The 16,558-nt window shown below is 72.9% G+C and carries 12 protein-coding genes; 7 read left to right on the plus strand and 5 right to left on the minus strand.

Annotated features, from left to right (window positions below; all coding sequences use genetic code 11):
• Positions 1–23: 23 nt before the first annotated feature.
• Together ACO03V_RS01375 and ACO03V_RS01380 are read right to left on the minus strand one after the other, a co-directional pair.
• Positions 24–1,190 (minus strand): sensor histidine kinase, encoded by a 1,167-nt coding sequence (locus ACO03V_RS01375; protein ID WP_367732262.1) that lies wholly within the window; start codon positions 1,188–1,190, stop codon positions 24–26.
• A 91-nt stretch (positions 1,191–1,281) separates the two neighbouring features.
• Entirely contained in the window at positions 1,282–1,770 is a 489-nt protein-coding gene (locus tag ACO03V_RS01380; protein ID WP_367732260.1) for an Lrp/AsnC family transcriptional regulator, read from the minus strand.
• Positions 1,771–1,890: 120 nt separating this feature from the next.
• Between ACO03V_RS01380 and ACO03V_RS01385 the strand changes: the two genes are divergently transcribed.
• Together ACO03V_RS01385 and ACO03V_RS01390 are read left to right on the plus strand one after the other, a co-directional pair.
• Entirely contained in the window at positions 1,891–3,297 is a 1,407-nt protein-coding gene (locus tag ACO03V_RS01385) for a DUF6421 family protein (RefSeq protein WP_423136329.1), read from the plus strand.
• A 47-nt stretch (positions 3,298–3,344) separates the two neighbouring features.
• On the plus strand, positions 3,345–4,025 hold the full coding sequence (locus tag ACO03V_RS01390; RefSeq protein WP_423136330.1) for an SDR family NAD(P)-dependent oxidoreductase: 681 nt from the start codon (positions 3,345–3,347) through the stop codon (positions 4,023–4,025).
• 49 nt (positions 4,026–4,074) lie between these two features.
• Here the strand turns inward: ACO03V_RS01390 and ACO03V_RS01395 are convergent, their stop codons facing one another.
• Positions 4,075–5,583, minus strand: a complete 1,509-nt coding sequence (locus ACO03V_RS01395; RefSeq protein WP_423136331.1) for an MFS transporter — start codon at positions 5,581–5,583, stop codon at positions 4,075–4,077.
• 96 nt (positions 5,584–5,679) lie between these two features.
• Between ACO03V_RS01395 and ACO03V_RS01400 the strand changes: the two genes are divergently transcribed.
• Positions 5,680–6,747 (plus strand): threonine aldolase family protein, encoded by a 1,068-nt coding sequence (locus ACO03V_RS01400; protein WP_423136332.1) that lies wholly within the window; start codon positions 5,680–5,682, stop codon positions 6,745–6,747.
• A 58-nt stretch (positions 6,748–6,805) separates the two neighbouring features.
• Here the strand turns inward: ACO03V_RS01400 and ACO03V_RS01405 are convergent, their stop codons facing one another.
• A complete protein-coding gene (locus ACO03V_RS01405) occupies positions 6,806–8,728 on the minus strand; it encodes a M3 family metallopeptidase (RefSeq protein WP_423136333.1) in 1,923 nt (640 codons plus the stop codon).
• 71 nt (positions 8,729–8,799) lie between these two features.
• Complete coding sequence (locus ACO03V_RS01410; protein ID WP_367732234.1) at positions 8,800–9,414, minus strand: NUDIX hydrolase family protein; 615 nt, start codon at positions 9,412–9,414, stop codon at positions 8,800–8,802.
• A 186-nt stretch (positions 9,415–9,600) separates the two neighbouring features.
• Here ACO03V_RS01410 and ACO03V_RS01415 point away from each other — a divergent pair, with 186 nt between their 5' ends.
• From ACO03V_RS01415 to ACO03V_RS01430, 4 genes are all read left to right on the plus strand, one after another.
• Positions 9,601–10,260 (plus strand): alpha/beta hydrolase, encoded by a 660-nt coding sequence (locus ACO03V_RS01415; protein WP_367732232.1) that lies wholly within the window; start codon positions 9,601–9,603, stop codon positions 10,258–10,260.
• 69 nt (positions 10,261–10,329) lie between these two features.
• The gene (locus ACO03V_RS01420) at positions 10,330–15,018 is read left to right on the plus strand and encodes an ATP-dependent helicase (RefSeq protein WP_423136334.1); all 4,689 of its coding nucleotides are present in this window, start codon (positions 10,330–10,332) and stop codon (positions 15,016–15,018) included.
• Complete coding sequence (locus ACO03V_RS01425; RefSeq protein WP_423136335.1) at positions 15,011–15,787, plus strand: DNA-formamidopyrimidine glycosylase family protein; 777 nt, start codon at positions 15,011–15,013, stop codon at positions 15,785–15,787. The genes ACO03V_RS01420 and ACO03V_RS01425 overlap by 8 nt, the downstream gene beginning before the upstream one ends.
• A gap of 239 nt (positions 15,788–16,026) precedes the next feature.
• Positions 16,027–16,434 (plus strand): transferase, encoded by a 408-nt coding sequence (locus tag ACO03V_RS01430; protein ID WP_076673580.1) that lies wholly within the window; start codon positions 16,027–16,029, stop codon positions 16,432–16,434.
• Positions 16,435–16,558 lie beyond the last annotated feature (124 nt).

The following is a 16,558-nucleotide window of genomic DNA, read 5'->3' on the forward strand; positions in this document are numbered from 1 at the left end:
CTCCCGGATGCGGCGGGAGCGGGTCACGCGGGCGCGCCGATCGGCATCGTGGCCCGGACGACGAACCACGGCCCGTCGACTTCCGCGGCGAAGGTGCCGCCGACGAGCTGCGCGCGTTCGCGCATCCCGATGAGCCCGTGCCCACCGGGGGCCGAGGGGACGGCGGCCGTCTCGCCGCGGGCGTTGCGGACGGAGAGCTCGACGCGGTCGGGCAGCCATCCGAGATGGACGTCCACCCGCCGATCCGTCCCGTGCCGCAGGGCGTTGGTCAGAGCCTCCTGCAGGATGCGGAACACGGCGAGCTGGATCGCTGCGGGAGGCTCCCCCGGCGGCGCCGGGTCGATGTCCACGGTGAGGGCGACTCCCGCCGCACGCACCTGCGCGTACAACGTCTCGAGGTCGGCGAGGGTGGGCTGCGGACCGTCCGCTTGGCTGTGCCGCAACTGCGTCAGCAGCTGACGCACGTCCGTCAGGGCCGCCCGCGCGGTCGAGGAGATGGTCGCCAATGCGCTCGTCGCCGCCTGCGGGTCGGCGGCGGCGGCGTAGCGCGCGCCGTCCGCCTGCGCGATCACGACCGCCAGGGAGTGGGCGACGACGTCGTGCATGTCGCGCGCGATGCGCACGCGCTCCTGCTCGGCGATCGTCTCGGCCTCGGCCAGGCGCTGCGCCCGGCTCGTCGCCGCCGCGCGCATGGCTGTCCGGGCGAGCGCACCGGTCACCCACGCGAGGACGAGCGCGAACGCCGCGGCCAGGAGGATCGCGACGATCGAGAAGAGGACGCTCGGCTGCAGGAGCTCCTCCTGGCCCCGACCGAGGACCACCAGGTAGACCGCGATCACCACCGCACCCACCAGGGAGGACGCGAAGCCCGCCCAGAAGACGCGGCGTGTGCCGTAGGCGGCGGCGGTGTAGAGGACGGCGAAGATGGCGACGTCCGTCGGCGACGGCTGGCGGCCGAACACCATCTGCAGGACGGCCCCGACCCATGCCAGCGTGAGCGCGACGCCCGGCTGCAGGCGACGCACTGCGAGGGCAGCGCTCATGGCCATGACGAGGAGGACGGCCGAGACGGCGTCGACGGGCCAGACCCTCGTCGAGAGCTCCACGGCGAGCATGAGCGCGCCGAACACCCCGGCGACACTGAGGTCGGTGATCACCTGATACCGGCGGAGCGAACGGAGTTCCCACATCACCGCAACGCTACGCGGGCCGTCTCCGTCGGGCATCCGCCCACCGATGTATCCGCGGTCACCGGAGGACGGATGCCACCGGGTCGCACCGTCAGGCCGGGAAGTCGGCGGGCTCGATCGGACGAGCCTCGAAGAAGGTCTGCAGGACGACCGTGGTCCGGGTGTTCACCTGCGCGGCGGCGCGGATGTCGCGGATGAGGTCCTCCAAGTCGCGCGGGGTCGCGACGCGGACGAAGAGCATGTAAGCGGCCTCGCCGGCGATCGAGTGGCAGGCCTCGATCGCGGACAGGTGGGCCAGGAGCTCGGGCGCGTTGTCGGGCTGCGCCGGGTCGAGAGGCGTGATCTCCACGAACGCCGCCAGCGGGCGCCCGAGCGCCTCGGCGTCGAGGACGGGCCGGTAGCCGCGGACCACGCCCCGCGCCTCGAGGCGCCGTAGGCGGGACTGCGTCGCCGACACGGACAGCCCGACGCGTTCCGAGATGTGCGCCAGCGTCGCGCGCGCGTCGAGCGAGATCTCGCGGACGATCGCGGCGTCGACGGCGTCGTCGAGGCGAGGGACGCGACCGGGGACGTCAGTCATGCGGTGAGGCTAGCAGTCGCCTCCCTCCCCACCTCGCGGTCTACGTAAGTTTTCCGTTAGCATCACGGTGTGGCCGTAATTCTTACGGCTTGACTACAGGATCGCAGACCGGAGGCTGCTATGACGATCACGACGCCCGCTCTTCCCCTCGACGATCTCGTCAGCGGCCGCACGGCGGCGGAGGCGGAGCACACGCCCGCCTGGACCACCCTCAAGACCGCAGCCACGCAGCTGCAGCAGATCCAGGCCCAGGACGGATCCGTCCCCGACGCGGCGGACCACCCCCGCGCCGTCGCCCTCGTCGACGACATCGTGCGCGCGGTGAGCGCGCTCACGCCGCTCTTCCCCCACGACGACCGCTATCTCGCGGCATCCATCGTCGACTTCGTCCGCTGGCGCGACGGGGGCTTCGGCGTCCCGGACTTCCTCGACTCGCTGCAGGCGTTCCAGCCGCAGGAGCACCGGGTCGACGGGATGCGCCACCTCGTCGTCTTCCCGATGTACACGCAGAACGGCTCGCGCGACCGGCACGTGGAGGCCCTCCTCGTCGAGGTAATCTGGCCCGAGTTCATCGCGCGCCTCGAGACCGAGTACTCCAACCGTCTGTTCGTCTCGCTGCGCCTGATCGACTTCACGCCCGGATACGACACGAACTCCGCCGTGCTGTTCCCCGAGACGGTGGCGATGCGCGAGGTCCCGACCTTCACCTGGGGGGCGATCTTCCAGGACCGGGAGGCCGCCCGCTACCGTCGCGTCACGCGGGCGGCGGCCGAGATCACCAAGCTCGACCTCCCGGACGCCGCCGCGCGCATGCTCGACGACCAGGCGCTGACCGAGCAGACCTTCGTGATGTGGGACATCATCCACGACCGCACGCACATGCGCGGGGACCTGCCCTTCGACCCCTTCATGATCAAGCAGCGGATGCCGTTCTTCCTCTACTCGCTGGAAGAGCTGCGCTGCGACCTGACGGCCTTCCGCGAGTGCGTGTCCCTCCAGGCGCGACTCTCGGCCCGCGACGACCTCGACGAGGCCGAGCGCGCGATGCTCGAGCATGCCGGGCTGGTTCAGTACGCCGTGATCTTCGACCGCATCTTCCGCTTCGCCATCACCGGCTCGCGCGTCCGCAACTACGACGGTCTCGGCGGCCAGCTGCTCTTCGCCTGGCTGCACCAGCGCCGGGTGCTGCACTGGACCGACACGTCGCTCGCGTTCGACTGGGACGAGGTGCCGGCCGCGGTGGTCGCCCTCGCCGACGCCATCGACGACCTGTACTGGCGCTCCATCGACCGGCCGAAGACCGCGCATTGGCTCGCCGCCTACGACCTCGTGCGCGCGGTCGTGACGCCCCACCCCGCGTCGGTCTGGGCGCGCGGACTGTCGGACGAGATCCTGGCCGGAGCCCCGAAGGGCTTCACCGACGCGGTCCTGGACGACGAGTTCCCGCTGTCGATGTTCTTCGAGGCGCTCGAGAAGAAGATGCGTCCCGTGATCGCCTCCACCGAGGGGATCCGCGGGACCGACTGAGCGTCGGCGACGACCCGACCCCGCACGCCGTCCCGAGGAGGACCCTGATGACCGCGCCCCACCCCGTGGCCGGGCGCCTCGTCCTGCTCGCCGGCGGGACGAGCGCCGCCGGACGCGCGTGCGCCCGCGCCCTCCGCACCGCCGACGCGCGCGTAGTCGTCGTGGGTTCGGACGCGGGCCGTGCCGCCGATGCCGCCGCCGCCGCGCCCGGCGCGGCGTCAGAGGTGTGCGACCTGACCGACCCGACGGCGGTGACCGCGCTGCGGGGGCGGCTGCACGCCGAGCACGGGGCGGTCGACGGCGTCCTCCACCTCGTCGGCGGGTGGCGCGGCGGAGGCGGCCTGGCGGGACAGACCGATGACGACCTCGCCTTCCTGCTGCGGTCCTTCACCGCCCTGCGGAACGTCTCCCGCGCCTTCGACGACGACCTGCGCGCCTCCTCGGCCGGACGGCTGGCGATCGTCTCGTCCACGGCCGTCGCCCGGCCCCTGGCCGGCGGGGCGAACTACGCGGCGGTGAAGGCCGCGAGCGAGGCCTGGACGCGTGCGGTGGCCCAGGGCTACGCCAAGGCCGCACGAGAAGCGGACACCGCCGTGACCTCGGCGGCCGTGGTGTTCCGCGTCGCCACCCTGGAGGGGCGCGAGGACGAGCTCGCGCACGCGTTCCTGTCGCTGTGGGAGACGGACGCGGCCGCGGTGAACGGCGAGGTCGTCGGCCTCGGCTCCTGACGCCCGGTCGTCTCGACGCTCCGCACGCGCGGCTCCGCCGTGGCGACCGTCAGCCCTGCGGGCCCTTCCGGATGCGGCCGTCGCCGCCGCCCCGGGCGCTGACCGGGTCGACCGGCGCCTCGGCGTCGGACGGGACACCGGATGCCGCGACCGTCTCGTCCGCGGACCCGCTCGCCGCCGTCGCCGCGTGCGGTTCGCCGCCGGGGTCGGCGTTCACCTCCGACGTCGTGTACTGCCGGGACAGGATGCGGTACGACCGCGTGAAGAACGCCAGGGACGCGGCCACCACCATGACGAGCCCCGCGACGACGAACACCAGCGCGATGCCGCGGGTCTCGCCCTCGCCCAGCAGCCATCCCCACGCCGCCCGCCCTGTCGGCTCGTCCATGTAGGGGATGATCAGGAACTGCGCGATCGGGGCGATGAGGAACGACGTGACCGGGGCGGCGGCCGACTCGAAGGCCGCGGCGAAGCCGAACACGCGCCCCTGGGTCTGGAAAGGGACGACCTTCTGGATGACGGTCTGCTCCGCGGCCTCGACCGGCGGGATGAGGGCCATGTAGACCCAGATGCCCGCGACGTAGAGCCACCACCATTCCCGCAGGGTGAAGACGGCACCCAGAACGCCCATCGCGATGACGATGAGCAGCATCGTCCGGATCGGGTTGCGGCCGAGTCCGAACTTCGCGACGAGACCGCCGCCGATGATGAAGCCGGTCGCCGTGAGCCCCAGGACGAATCCCCAGACCTGCACGTCGAACATCTCGAGACCGTACGGGTCCATCAGCGCCATGTAGACGCCGCCGATGAGGTTGTTGAAGGTCGAGAAGACGATGAGGGCGAACAGGCCCGGGGCGGCGCGGACCGCCGTGACGGCTCCCCGGAGATCGACCAGACGGGCACCCTCGGCGGGCTTCTCCGGCTTCGGCTCGGGGACCCTCAGGGTCAGCAGGTGGATCAGGGCCGCCACCGTCAGGCCGATCGCGATGGCGAGCGTCCACCCCATGCCGAGAAACCCGACGGACAGCCCGCTGAAGACGCTCGTGACCACGAAGGCGAGTCCCTGCACGGTGCCGACGAGCCCGTTGGCGTTGGCGTGCCGTTCCACCGGGACGAGCAGCGTCACGGTGGTGGACAAGGCGATGTTGCGCATGTTCTCGACGACCGCGCCGGCCAGGATGATCCCCGCGAAGAGCCAGAACCACGGCGCCCCGAGGTCGAGGAGGACCGCCTCCGGGAACGACAGCCACAGCGCTCCCGCCAGGAGGAACGCCGTGAGGGTCACCAGGCCCGAGAAGACCATCACCCGGTGCTTACGATGCCGGTCGACGAGGGAGCCGAAGACCATCGCGAAGACGGCGAGCAGCAGCATGTAGGCGCCGCCGACGATGCCCGTCGCCAGGACCGACCGGGTCTCCAGGTACACCCAGAAGGTCAGCGCGAACCAGAGGAAGCTCGTCGTGACGTTCGCCGCCGCCGTGTTGACGAGCACCGCGAGGAACGTGCGCCCTCCGCCGGCGGGGGCCGTGCGCGCCTCGGCGTGTTGCGGATCGGTCATGGGGCCCAAGGTAGACCCGGGCTCCGACATTGGCGAGGCCCCCGGCGCTCCCCGGCTCGCGGCGGCGACGTCCGCGGCCGTGACTACGCTGGAACCGTGACCTCCCTGCATGACACCGCGGTGCGCGGCTTCGCCTCCGACAACTACTCCGGCATCCATCCCGACGTCCTCGCGGCGATCGCGGCGGCCAACGAAGGCCACCAGGTGGCCTACGGCGAGGACGTCTACACCGCGCGCCTGCAGGAGCTCTTCGTCTCCCTCCTCGGCGACGGCGTCGAGGCCTACCCGGTGTTCAACGGCACCGGCGCGAACGTCGTGGGCCTGCAGTCGATGCTCCCCCGGTGGGGTGCGGTCATCTCGGCGTCGACCGCGCACATCAACGTCGACGAGGGTGGAGCGCCGGAGCGCGTCGGCGGCATCAAGCTCCTCACCGTGCCGACGGACGACGGCAAGCTCACCCCCGAGCTCGTCGACCGCGAGGCGTGGGGCTGGGGCGACGAGCACCGCGCCCAGCCGCTGGTCGTCTCCATCACGCAGTCGACGGAGCTCGGCACCCTCTATTCGGTCGAGGAGATCCGCGCCCTGGCGGACCACGCGCACGGGCACGGCATGCGCCTGCACATGGACGGCGCCCGCATCTCCAACGCGGCCGCCGCGCTCGACGTCCCGCTGCGGGCGTTCACCCGCGATGCGGGCGTCGACGTCCTCAGCTTCGGCGGCACGAAGAACGGCGCGATGATCGGCGAGGCCATCGTCGTGCTGGACCCGGCGGCATCCACTGGTCTCACCTACCTGCGGAAGCTCGACATGCAGCTCTCGAGCAAGATGCGGTTCGTGTCCGCGCAGCTGGTCGCGCTCCTCGAGGACGACCTGTGGCTCCGCAACGCCCGCCACTCCAACGCGATGGCGCAGCGCCTGCGCGCGGGCGTCGAGGCGGGCCTGGCCGACGGCTCCATCCGGGGCGTCGAGTTCACCCAGCCGACGCAGGCCAACGGCGTCTTCGCCATCCTCCCGCCCGGCGTCGCGGACCGGCTGCGCGAGAGCTTCCGCTTCTACGACTGGGACGAGCTGCGCCGCGAGGTGCGCTGGATGTGCTCGTTCGACACGACCGAGGACGACATCGACGCCTTCGTCGCCGCTCTGGCCCGCGAGACCGCGGCCTGAGCCCGACGCACGGCAGGGGGCCGCGGCATCCGATCCGGGAGGCCGCGGCCCCGTCGCCTCAGGACCCGGCGAGCCAGTCCCGGTAGGCCTCGAAGCGAGTCGGGCGGCCGAGGAACGCCTCGACGAGGTCGACCGCGTCGCGGGACCCGCCCTGCTCGAGGATCTCGGTGCGGTAGCGGCGGGCGACCTCGGCGTTCATCAGATCCCCGGCGAAAGCGGTCAGCAGGTCCCGCGCGATCACCAGGCTCCACTGGTACGTGTAGTAGCAGGCACCGTAGCCGGTGAGGTGCCCGAAGCCGGCGTAGGAATGCGAGCCGGGCAGGGGCTGGACCGGGCTGGTTCCGCGGTAGTACCGCTCGGTGGCGGCGGCGATGTCCTCGGGACGGTCGACGTGCAGGTGGTACGAGGTCGTGGCGTGGCCGAGCTGGCGTCGGACCTCGAGGGCGCGCCCGAACGCGTCCGCGGTGCGCATGCGGGCGACGAGGTCGGCCGGGATCGGCTCTCCCGCGGCGTTGACCGCGAAGGACGCGAGCACGTCGGCATCCCATACCCACTCCTCGAGGAGCTGGCTCGGCGCCTCGACGAAGTCCCACTCCGTCTCGATGCCGGTGAACCGCGCCCACCGCTGGTGCCCGCCGAGGATGTCGTGCACCAGGTGCCCGAACTCGTGGAAGAACGTGACCACCTGATCGTGCTCGAGCAGGCCCCGGGGGAAGTTGCACAGCAGCACGGCCTCGGGCAGGGTGCGGCCACGGACGCCCGGGACCAGGCCGAAGCAGGCGGCGTGGTTGTATTTGCCGTCGCGGGGGTGCAGATCGAGGTGGATGCGGCCGAGCCGTCGTCCATCCCGGACCACGTCGTAGGTCCGCACGTCTTCGTGCCAGGACGGCGCCGAGACGGGCACGTAGTCGATCTCCAGCAGCCGGCCCGTGACCCCGAGCACGCCGTCGAGCACGCGCGGGAACGGGAAGTACGACCGGACCTCCTGGGCGTCGACGTCGTACTCCTCGCGCTTGAGCGTGCCGAGCAGGTACCAGAAGTCGGCGATCGCGACCTCGGATGCCGCCGGCTCGTCCTGCTGCAGACGTCGCAGGACCCGCGTGTACTCGTCCTGCGCGGCCGCGGCCGAGGCCTCGTCGACCTGTGCGAGGAAGGCGGGGATCGCCGCGCCGGAACCGATCATGCGGGTGTCGGCCTCGTAGTCGGCCCAGTCGGTGAAGCCGAGCAGGCGGGACAGCTCTTCCCGCACCGCGAGCAGCTCGGCGAGGACCGCCTCGTTCTCGGGCCAGGCGAGGTCGTTGTAGGCGGACACGAGCGCGATGCGCGTCCGGCGGTCGCGCGCGTATTCCCGGACCGGCATGAGGTCGGTGTACTCCGTCGTCAGCGTCACCATGCCCTCCTCGTCGGCGGGGTGCGTGGCGCGGAAGTCGTCGGGGAGGCCGTCCAGGCCGTCGACCGGGACGCGGATCTCACGGCGTCCCTCCCGGATGTTGCGCGAGAAGGCCTGCGAGAGCTCGGTGTCGCGCTCGGTGAGGAGACGGACCCGCTCCCGCGCGTCGTCGTCGAGGTCCACACCGCCGCGCCGGAAGTCGCGGCGGATCTTCTCGAGCAGCCGCAGCTCGTCCGCGGCGAGCCCGGCGGGGTCGGCGTCCGCGAAGGCCCGCCAGAGCGCGCGGTCGAGCAGGCGGCCGGCCTGCAGCGCCTCGAGCTCGCGGACCTCCGCCTCGGCCGCCGCGCGGATCTCGGCGTCCGGGTGGGACTCGCTCACCAGATGCGACGGCGCCAGCGCCTCGCCGAGCGCCAGGTCGGCGTCGTTCCACAGCTGCAGGCGCTCGGACGTCGACAGGTCGTCCGCGCGGGACAGGCGCTCATCGATCGCCGCCACGCGGGCGCGACGCTCGGCCGGCCGGTCCGTGACGAAGGTCCGCCAGCCGGCGGCGTCGGCGGGGAGCGGAAGAGGGGCGGGCTCGGAACTGGTCATGCCTCGACCCTAGGCAGGGCCCGCGACACCGGCAACGACGACGGGGCGGGTGCCCGTGGCATCCGTCCGCGTCAGCGCAGCGCGCCCACCGACGCCAGCGCGAGGCGGATGAGGGTGCCGCGGCCGCCCTCCATCTCTTCGGCCAGAGCGTCGGATGCCGCCTCCTGAGGCGACAGCCAGGTGACCTCGAGCGCATCCTGGCGCGGCTCGCACGTGCCGGTGACCGGGACGACGTACGCCAGCGAGACCGCGTGCTGGCGATCGTCGTGGAAGGCGCTCACGCCGGGGAGCGGGAAGTACTCGGCGACCGTGAACGGGGTCGGCTGCGCAGGCAGCAGCGGGAACGCCATCGGACCGAGGTCGTTCTCGACATGGCGGAAGAGGGCGTCGCGGACCGTCTCGCCGTAGCGCACGCGGCCGGAGACCAGCGTCCGCGTCATCTCGCCCAGCGGCGTGGCCCGCAGGAGGATGCCGACCTGCGTCACGATGCCCATGCCGTCCGTGCGGACGGGCAGGGCCTCGACGTAGAGCATCGGCAGGCGCCGCCGGGCCTCGGCGAGCTCGACCTCGCTGAGCCACCCCGGGTTGCTGTTGGAGCTCCGCGCCCCCGCGGGGAAGGACGCGGCGAGCGGGTCGCGCTCCTCGCCGTCGTCGGCGGGATCGGGATCGGGGGTGCGGACGGCCATGCGTCCTGTATATCAACGGACGACCCCGGATGCCGCATGTACGCGGCGGTCCGTCCCGCGGGGAGGGGAGGAGATGTGGCGGAGGGAGGACGTCAGGAGGCCAGGGCGCCCTCCGCCGGCGGCATCCCCGCCCCCGGCCCCGGACGGCGCCGCGCCGATGTCGGGGGTCGCTGCCACAATGGCCGCATGAGCGCGCTCCCCCCGATCGACTCCGCCGTCGTGCAATGGTCGGCGCCGCCCGGGGAACGCGACGACCGGCCCGTCCTGATCCTCCTGCACGGCTACGCCGCCGACGAGCGCGACCTCTTCGGGCTCGTCCCGTACCTCCCCGACGACTTCGTCGTCGCGAGCGTCCGAGCCCCCCTCACCCCGCCGTGGCCCACGCCCGGGGCCTCCTGGTACCCCATCGAGGGTCTGAACGGCCGCGATCCCGCCGCGGTCACGCGCGCGGCGGAGACACTGCTGACCTGGATCCGAGATGCCGTCGGCGAACGCCCCGTCGGCCTCCTGGGGTTCTCGCAGGGCGGCGCCGTGGCCCTGCAGACCCTGCGCGCCGACCCGGACGCGGTGTCGTTCGTCGTCGTGCTCGCGGGCTACGCCGCCGGCGGCGACCTCCCCGGCGACGCGGTGCTCGCCGAGCGGCGCCCGCCCGTGTTCTGGGGGCGCGGCTCGCGCGACGACGTCATCCCGCCGGCCCTCGTCGACATGACCGCGCAGTGGCTCCCCGCCCACAGCGATCTCAGTGGGCGCGTCTACGCGGGCCTCACGCACTCGGTGTCGGAGGAGGAGCTCGCCGACGTGCGCGCCTTCCTCGACGCGCGCCTGACCGCCGCCACGGCCGGCTAGCGCACCCCGTCCGCGGCGGGCGAACGTCAACCCCGGCCCGATGTCGGAGGGGCGGGCCAGGATGGGATCATGGCGGACGTCCTGGAGCGTTTCGGTCCTGCGACGCAGGACTGGTTCCGTGGCGCCTTCGCAAGCCCCACCACCGCGCAGAAGGGCGCCTGGGAGGCCGTCTCGTCCGGGCGGAACGCCCTCGTCGTCGCACCGACCGGGTCGGGCAAGACGCTGTCCGCGTTCCTCTTCGCCATCGACCGCGTCTTCCGCGAGAAGGCGCCCGAGACACCGGATGCCGCCCCCGCCCGCCGCGGCCGCCGTTCCACCCCCGCGGCCCCCTCCACCCGGACCCGCATCCTCTACATCTCGCCGCTGAAGGCCCTCGGCGTCGACGTGGAGCGCAACCTCCGCTCGCCGCTCGTGGGCATCGGCCAGTCGGCCCGCCGTCTCGGCATCGACGTGCCCGCGGTCACGGTGGGCGTCCGCTCGGGCGACACCAGCTCCAGCGACCGCCGCAAGCTCGTCACCGACCCGCCCGACATCCTCATCACGACGCCCGAGTCGCTCTACCTGATGCTCACGAGCCAGGCGGCGGAGACGCTGCGGGGCGTCCACACCGTCATCATCGACGAGGTGCACGCCGTGGCCGCCACCAAGCGCGGCGCGCACCTCGCCGTCAGCCTGGAGCGGCTCGACGCCCTGCTGGAGCAGCCCGCGCAGCGCATCGGGCTCTCGGCGACCGTCCGACCCATCGACGAAGTCGCCCGGTTCCTCGGTGGGGCGCAGCCGGTCGACATCGTCGCGCCCAAGGCCACGAAGGCCTTCGACCTGTCCGTGGTCGTCCCGGTCGACGACATGCTCAACCCGCCTCCGCCGCCGGGCTCCCCCGCCCCCGACGAGGCGGTCGACGGCGAGTGGTTCTCGGAACGCCCCGAGAGCACCGAGATGGCCGGCTCGGTGTGGCCGCACGTCGAGGACGCGATCGTCGACCGCATCCTCGAGCGACGCTCCACCATCGTGTTCTCCAACTCCCGTCGCCTGGCCGAACGCCTGACCGGCCGGCTCAACGAGATCTACGCCGAGCGGCAGGGCATCGACGTGCCGGAGCCGACCGTGCCCGCGGGGATGATGGCCCAGGCCGGGTCGTCCGCCGGCGTGCCCGCGATCCTGGCCAAGGCGCACCACGGCTCGGTGTCGAAGGAGCAGCGCGCCCAAGTGGAGGACGAGCTCAAGTCGGGCACGCTGCGGTGCGTCGTCGCCACGAGCAGCCTCGAGCTCGGTATCGACATGGGCTCGGTCGACCTGGTCATCCAGGTCGAGGCCCCGCCGAGTGCGGCATCCGGACTCCAGCGCGTCGGACGCGCCGGGCACCAGGTCGGCGAGGTCAGCCGCGCCGCCCTCTTCCCGAAGCACCGCAGCGACGTCCTGCACACCGCGGTCGTCACGGAGCGCATGCTGTCGGGGCGGATCGAGGCCATCTCGGTCCCGCAGAACCCGCTCGACATCCTCGCGCAGCAGACGGTGGCGGCCTCCGCGCTCGGCTCGATCGACGTCGAGGAGTGGTTCGAGACCGTCAAGCGGAGCGCGCCGTTCCGCTCCCTGCCCCGGTCCGCCTACGAGGCCACCCTCGACCTCTTGTCGGGCCGCTACCCGTCGGACGAGTTCGCCGAGCTCCGCCCGCGCCTGGTGTGGGACCGCGACGCGGGCACGCTCACCGGACGACCGGGCGCCCAGCGGGTGGCCGTCACCAGCGGCGGCACGATCCCCGACCGCGGCCTCTTCGGCGTCTTCGTGGCGGGCGAGTCGCAGAACGCCCGCGTCGGCGAGCTCGACGAGGAGATGGTCTACGAGTCGCGCGTCAACGACGTCTTCACGCTCGGAACCACCAGCTGGCGGATCGTCGAGATCACCCATGACCGCGTGAACGTCGTCCCGGCCTTCGGGCAGCCCGGCAAGCTGCCCTTCTGGCACGGCGACGGCATCGGCCGCCCGGCCGAGCTGGGCGAGGCGCTTGGCAAGTTCTCGCGCGACATCGCCGCCGCCGACCCCGCCAAGGCGGAGGACCGTCTGCGCGAGTCGGGTCTCGACGACAACGCCATCACCAACCTGCTCGCCTACCTCGCCGAGCAGCGCGAGGCCACCGGCAGCCTCCCGACCGACCGGACCCTCACCGTGGAGCGCAGCCGCGACGAGGTCGGGGACTGGCGCATCATCCTGCACTCCCCCTACGGCATGCAGGTCCACTCGCCGTGGGCGCTCGCGGTCAACGCCCGCATCCGGGAACGACTGGGCGTCGAGGGTGCCGCCGTCGCCAGCGACGACGGCATCATCGCGCGGGTCCCGGATGCCGCCGCCGAACCGCCCGGCGCCGACCTCTTCGTCTTCGAGCCGGACGAGCTCGAGCAGATCGTCACCGACGAGGTCGGCGGCTCGGCGCTGTTCGCCTCGCGGTTCCGCGAGTGCGCCGCGCGGGCGCTCCTGCTCCCGCGCCTGAACCCCAACCGCCGCTCGCCGCTCTGGCAGCAGCGGCAGCGCTCGGCGCAGCTGCTCGAGGTGGCCCGGCGGCATCCGGCCTTCCCGATCATCCTCGAGACGCTGCGCGAGGTCCTGCAGGACGTCTACGACCTGCCCGCGCTGCTGCGCGTCGCGCGGTCGATCGGCGATCGGCGGATTCGGCTGGTGGAGACCACCACGAGCCAACCGTCGCCGTTCGCGCGCGACCTGCTCTTCGGGTACGTCGGCGCGTTCATGTACGAGGGTGACTCGCCGCTGGCCGAGCGCCGCGCCGCCGCGCTGTCGGTCGATCCCGCGCTGCTCAGCGAGCTGCTGGGCAAGGTCGAGATGCGGGAGCTGCTCGACCCCGACGTCATCGCCCAGTTCGAGCGCGAGGCGCAGCGACTGGACCCCGAGCGTCGCGTGCGCGGTGTCGAGGGCGTGGCCGACCTGCTGCGGCTGCTCGGCCCGCTGGACGCCGGCGAGGTCGCCCTGCGCCTGGACACCGACGGGGATGCCGCCGTCGAGGCCGCCCGGCACCTGCAGACCCTCATCGAGGACCGCCGCGCCATCCCCCTCACCATCGCCGGGGTGTCCCGCGTGGCCGGCATCGAGGACGCCGGCCGGCTGCGCGACGCCCTCGGCGCGGCCCTGCCCGTCGGCATCCCGAACGCCTTCCTCGAACCCCTCGCCGACCCCCTGGGCGACCTCGTGGCCCGGTACGCCCGCACGCACGGGCCGTTCACGACCGAGGCTCTGGCCGAGCGGCTCGGCGTCGGCGTGGCCGTCGCGCGCCTGACCCTGCAGCGCCTCGAGTCGCAAGGCCGGCTGTCGAGCGGGTTCTTCCTGCCGGAGGCGGCGAACGGCGGTCGGACCGGCGACGCGCGCGGCGACGACACGGAGTGGTGCGACACCGAGGTGCTGCGGCGCCTGCGCATGCGCTCGCTCGCAGCGATCCGCGGCAGCGTCGAGCCGGTCTCCCCCGCCGCCTACGCCCGCTTCCTCCCCGTCTGGCAGCACCTCGGCCGCCCGTTGGAAGGCGTCGACGGTGTGCTCGCGGTCATCGAGCAACTCGCGGGCGTCCCCATCCCCGCGAGCGCCTGGGAGTCTCTCGTGCTCCCCTCGCGCGTCGCCGACTACACGCCCGCCATGCTCGACGAGCTCACCGCGACGGGCGAGGTGGTCTGGTCCGGCCACGGCACGCTCCCCGGCCGTGACGGATGGATCGCCCTCCACCCGGCGGAGGCCGCCCCGTTCACGTTGCAGGATCCGGACGATCCCGACGACCCCGCCCCCGACTCGCTCGAGGCGCGCGTCCTCGCCGCCCTCACGGGAGGCGGAGCTTACTTCGCCGCCCAGCTGAAGCAGCTCGCCGGGGCGGAGAACGAGCAGTCCGTCAACGACGCGCTCTGGGCGCTGACGTGGGCGGGCCGGGTCACCAACGACACGTTCTCCCCGGTCCGGACGCTTCTGGGCGGCGGGGGACAGGCCCACCGCACCGCGCGCCGTGCGCCACGTGCCCGTATGTACCGCGGCGCCACGATGCCCCGCGCGGTCTCGGCGCCCCGACCCCCGTCGCTCGGCGGACGGTGGTCGCTCCTGCCGGAGCGGGAGTCGGATGCCGCGGCTCGGGCGACCGCCACCGCCAGCCTGCTGCTCGACCGGTACGGCGTCGTCACGCGCGGCGCCGTCCAGTCCGAGGGCGTCCCCGGCGGGTTCGCGCAGGTCTACCGGATCCTCGCCGGCTTCGAGGAGGCCGGACACTGCCGCCGCGGCTATGTGATCGAGAAGCTCGGCGCCGCGCAGTTCGCGGCATCCACGACGGTCGACCGCCTGCGGGAGTTCGCCGCCGTCGCGGACCCGCCGCCGCTCCGCGCGGTGACCCTCGCGGCCACGGATCCTGCGAACCCGTACGGGGCCGCGCTGGGATGGCCCTCGCTGGAGGGGGTGTCCCATCGACCCGGGCGGAAGGCCGGCGGCCTCGTCGTCCTCGTCGACGGCGAGCTCACCCTCTACCTCGAACGCGGCGGACGCACCGCCCTCGCGTTCACCGACGACGAGGCGCGCCTCACCGCGGCGACCGCGCACCTCGCCGAGACGGCCAAGCGCCGCCGGCTGGACACCCTGACGGTCGAGCAGGTGAACGGGGAGTTCGTGTACGGCACCCCCGTCGGCCGGGCCCTCCGCGCCGCCGGGTTCGTCGAGTCGCCCAAGGGGCTCACCCTCCGTCGTGTCACGGCCGGCGACGCCCTGCGGGAGGCCGCCCGTGCCTGAGGGCGACACCGTCTACCGCGCCGCCGCCAAGCTGACCGCGGCCCTGACCGGGCACACCGTGACCCGCTTCGACATCCGCGTGCCGGGCAGTGCCACGGCAGACCTTCGCGGCGAGAAGGTGCACGAGGTCGCCGCCCGCGGCAAGCACCTGCTGCACCGGATCGGCGAGTACACCCTCCACTCGCACCTGAAGATGGAGGGCCGGTGGGACGTCTACCGGCCCGGCGAGCGGTGGCGGCGCCCGGCCTTCAAGGCCCGGGCCATCGTCGGGGTCCGCGGGGCGGATGCCGTCGGGTTCGACCTCGCCATGGTGGAGGTCCTGCCCACGCGCGAGGAGGACCGGGTCATCGGCCATCTCGGCCCCGACCTGCTCGCCGACGACTGGGACGAGGCGGAGGCCGTCCGCCGGGTCTCGGCCGACGACCGCCCCGCGCACGTCGCCCTCCTCGACCAGCGGAACGTCGCCGGGTTCGGGAACGTATACGCCAACGAGCTGCTGTTCGTGCGCGGCGTCGCCCCGACCACGCCCGCGTCGGCGATCGACGTGCAGGCCACCATCGCGCTCGGCGAGCGGATGATCCGGGCCAACCTGCCACGGCCGGAACGCACCTTCACCGGCGACAGCCGCCCGGGCCGGCGGTTCTGGGTCTACGGCCGCGAGGGGGCTCCCTGCCGGCGCTGTGGGACGCCCATCCGCGCGACGACGCTCGGCGCCTCGGCCACGAGCGAGCGCAACGTCTTCTGGTGCCCGCGCTGTCAGCCCGAGTGATGCGCCGCGCGCGCCGGCGATGAAGTCCCGCGGACCAGGCTGTCAACCCATGAGTTCCGATCGGTCGCGCATGCGAGAACGGTCGTACACAAACACGGCGAACAGCGAGCATCCCCCCTCCCGCGGGCTGAGGAATCCGAAGCGGCAGGGGCGACGAACAACCATGCGAGGGAATGAGAACCGTCCCTCGACGGTTGTCACATATGTCGGCCCGACCCGTTGGCCGACCGGAGGGGATCGTGGGAAAGAACTACATCGACATCGAGAACGACCACGGCGAGACGCTGCGCTACCGCAAGCACGTCAATGGTCGCGGACTCGTCGCGCACGGCGCGAAGGTCCACCCGTCCGCGCTGGTCGAGAACGGCGCGTACGTCGAACCCGGCGTGCAGATCGCGGCGGGTGTTCGAGTCGGTCGCGGCGCCTGGATCGAGTCGGATGCCGTCATCGGACCCGAGGCCCGCATCGAGCCGCACGCGCACATCTGCGCGGGCGCGGTGATCGGGGCCGGCGCGCACATCGGCGTCCGCACGCAGGTCGGCCACAACGCGCGGATCGCGGTCGGCTCGCTCATCGGCGACGACGAGATCATCAACGACGGCGAGGCCGTCGCCACCGACCGTCGGGGTCTTCGCCTGGCCGCCTGACGCGTCATCATCCACGACCCGCACGTCTCCTCGGAGCGTGCGGGTTTTTCCTTGCTCGCTGCACGTCCCGACGCTCTGGCGCCGACATGCCGCTCGAGAGCGCTGACTTGCCGCGAATGCACGC

This window comes from Microbacterium sp. HMH0099 (assembly GCF_049384025.1).
Lineage (GTDB): Bacteria > Actinomycetota > Actinomycetes > Actinomycetales > Microbacteriaceae > Microbacterium.